The sequence below is a fragment of the uncultured Veillonella sp. genome (assembly GCF_934190855.1).
Lineage (GTDB): Bacteria > Bacillota > Negativicutes > Veillonellales > Veillonellaceae > Veillonella.
The window spans coordinates 1-3,358 of the sequence record NZ_CAKPTN010000172.1 but is presented as its reverse complement, the minus strand read 5'-3'; the positions used below and the strand labels follow the sequence as shown (position 1 = coordinate 3,358).

Here is a 3,358-nt window from a genome sequence, read left to right as displayed (position 1 = left end):
GAATATGCTCATCCTTATTAGGAGCACATAAGAACAATGCTACAGATACAGGGTCATTGTCTGGGCTACCAAAGTTCAATGGCTTCTCCAACGTAACTAATGCTGTACCTACCCGTTTTGCCCCATGTTCAGGGCGAGCATGCGGCATTGCAAGACCTGGGGCCAATACAATATATGGACCCATTTCACGCACCACCTCAACCATAGCCTCTGTATAAGATGGATCAGTAAAACCAGCATCAACCATGAGTTGGCCACCGTGACGAATTACCTCTTCCCACGTTTCAGCGGGATAGTGAAACGATACATTGTCGTCGGATAATAAATCTTGTAACAAGCTAACACCTCCTAAGCTTATATCTATACATATACTTCTATTATAGCTATTCTAAGAAGTTTTTCATATATCAAAATAACAATAAGCTTATCAAAAAGCAGATTTAGAAACTAACTTCAGCGACATGATCAAATTAGGTGAGATTTTCGGTGTAAAAGCGAAAGCTGAAGAAATTCACGGCGTTAAAATCGACTAATATAGCTGACTATAAACTAATTGAATCTAGCTAACTATGATCAACGAAAAGGTCCCAATTCAAATGAATTGGGACCTTTTCGTACTGCTTGTATTGCACACAGCATATTGATTTAGAGAGTAGAGATGTGTTGTAGTTGAAAGATTTAGGAATAATGGGTTATTGTAAATTAGATTTAAAGTTTATTAAGTTGTATATGCTGTGACAATGCCTTATTAATTATATAGTTATGTAGTTATGTAGTTATGTAGTTATGTATTTATGTATATATGTGTTTATACATATATATTTATATATTTATATATTTTAAGATTTATCTTTATATGTCTATGCGTTTCTAGCACATTGTTGCCTATATCGTTTATCGTTATTTGCCTTTATAGCCATAATTAAAGGTTTTAGTGAAAGAAATTCTTCATCACTGAGTCGAATCGTTCTACCAATGCGTTTAATCGGATTACGTGGGCGCCCGGCACCGCGTCTAGTTCCACCCCATGCCATATAGTTACCTCTCTTTTCACTTGAAAAACTCCTTCTACCGATAGTATAACCTCCGTTACATAAGTATGCAATAGTTATTCATTCTAAATAAACCCAAAACAACTCATAAACAAGTAATAAACTGCATTTATTAATAAAACGCATAATTCAGAAAACCACATATTTATAAGTTTTTCTTCCTATTTCACTTGAATTCCAACATCAACGTTGCCAAATATAGATAAATCGCTTTTATAGAATATAGTATTTAACACCAAACAAAATCTAGCGATATTATCAATTTCTAAGACACAATCTTATTAATTTAGGTCCTAAAACAAAAAAGACTGCTTTCGCAGTCTTTTTATTGTTATGAAGTTATGTATTAACCAAATAGTAAGTGACCGATTTCATAAGCAATAGCCGCTACAATACCAGATAATGGAATTGTTACAAACCAAGCCAACACCATAGATCTTGCTACGCCCCAGTTAACAGCTTTAAGACGTTTAGAGGAACCTACACCTAATAAGGAACCACTTACAACGTGTGTCGTACTTACAGGTAAATGTAAGAATGTAGCTGTAAAAATTGTAATAGCAGAGTTTAAATCAGCAGCGAAACCATTGATAGTTTCTAGTTTGAAAATCTTAGTCCCCATGGTGGAGATGATTTTCCAACCACCCACTGCTGTACCCATAGCCATAGCCGTAGCACAACAAAGTTTAACCCATAATGGTACATCCAATGTATCGATAAAGCCACCGCTAAGCAAAGTTAACGTAATAATCCCCATCGCCTTTTGAGCATCATTAGAACCATGAGAAAAGGCCATCATAACGGCAGACACAATTTGCATGGATCTAAATCTATCATTCAATACGATTGGCGAAAATCTACCAAAGATAAGCAACAATACTTTCATCACAATATAGCCACCAATCATGGCTACGATTGGAGATAAAATGAGGGATAAGAAGATCTTTAAGATACCAGCCTCATTTAAAGCATCAAAGCCTACAGACCAACCTACAGCACCGATGATACCACCGATAAGCGCATGAGATGAGGAACTTGGAATCCCCCAATACCAGGTCAATAAGTTCCATGTAATGGCACCGATAAGGGCCGCCGCAATGATACTACTATTGATAAGAGATGCAGACATTACGATGTCACCACCGATAGTCTTCGCAACACCTGTACTAACCATAGCGCCCAAGAAGTTGAGTGCTGCAGTCATCATAATAGCCTTTTTAGGCTCAATAGCACGGGTGGATACGGATGTAGCAATGGCATTCGCTGTATCGTGGAAGCCATTGATATAGTCGAAGGCTAATGCTAGAAATACAACTAGCCATACTAAATATTGAGCATCAAGCATACTTCAATACTACCCGGCGGAATGTACCAACCAAATCTTCGCAACCATCGATTACATCTTCCATGGAGCTAAGGATTTCCTTCCATTTGATAATTTCAATTGGATCTGTACACTCAGTAAAGAGCTTAGCCATTTCTTCGTGGTAAATGTTATCCGCTTCAGACTCAAGTTTCAATACTTGGTGTACACGGCCTTCTACCTTAACATGGTCCTTTTTAAGGCTACCCATGTAACCGATAGATTTATTGATATGCTTAACGCATTTTACAACGATTTCACTCATACGGATCGCACCATCACTTGGTTTACCAACGTGGTACATAACCATTTTGTCCATGATTTCTTTAATATTATCTAATGTAGTATCCAATTGGTCGATCAAGAGCTGAATATCTTCACGATCCATTGGAGTGATGAATGTTTTACGCAAACGGTCCACTGTTTCGTTTACTAATTCATCGGCAGCTTTTTCCTTTGTATCAATTTCAAGAAAAGCCTCTTCTTTAGAGATTTCGCCTTTAAACACACGCTCCATCATCTCTGCACTTTCAAATGTAAGAGCAGCATGATTTTCTAAAATACTGAAAAATTTTTCTTCTTTTCCTTTTAATTTAAAAGCCATGAAGATCCTCCTGAAACAGTATTGATTGCTTCTATAATAATATCTTAATTATAGCACACTAAAGATAATTCCTAAACTAATTTACAATCTCTATATTTTAACCCCTATGCGTATATAGCATATGTATTATTCTACTATGTGAAAGTTTTATTACCTATAGGTATGCCATAAAATATCGCCATAACATATATTTCCAAAATATATTTCAAAATATATGTTAAAAATAAAAAAGCAGATAGTTGATTACAGCATCAACTATCTGCTTCATATTCTATTAATTTGCTTGCGCGGCTGCTTCTGCTGCCTTTTTCAAATTAGGCACAGATGTTGGGCATGTAG

The 3,358-nt window shown here is 36.2% G+C and carries 4 protein-coding genes; all 4 read right to left on the bottom strand.

Going from position 1 to position 3,358, the window contains the following annotated elements; translation table 11 throughout:
- On the bottom strand, nucleotides 1–337 hold a 337-nt coding region (locus Q0F90_RS08250; protein WP_296004660.1), incomplete at its 3' end, for a PTS sugar transporter subunit IIA.
- A 523-nt stretch (nucleotides 338–860) separates the two neighbouring features.
- Nucleotides 861–1,034 carry a hypothetical protein gene (locus tag Q0F90_RS08245; protein WP_167386491.1) on the bottom strand — a complete coding sequence of 58 codons (174 nt, stop codon included), beginning with the start codon at nucleotides 1,032–1,034 and terminating at the stop codon, nucleotides 861–863.
- A gap of 364 nt (nucleotides 1,035–1,398) precedes the next feature.
- Nucleotides 1,399–2,397 carry an inorganic phosphate transporter gene (locus tag Q0F90_RS08240; RefSeq protein ID WP_296004656.1) on the bottom strand — a complete coding sequence of 333 codons (999 nt, stop codon included), beginning with the start codon at nucleotides 2,395–2,397 and terminating at the stop codon, nucleotides 1,399–1,401.
- On the bottom strand, nucleotides 2,390–3,019 hold the full coding sequence (locus Q0F90_RS08235; RefSeq protein WP_296004654.1) for a DUF47 domain-containing protein: 630 nt from the start codon (nucleotides 3,017–3,019) through the stop codon (nucleotides 2,390–2,392). The genes Q0F90_RS08240 and Q0F90_RS08235 overlap by 8 nt, the downstream gene beginning before the upstream one ends.
- Between the last annotated feature and the right edge of the window lie 339 nt (nucleotides 3,020–3,358).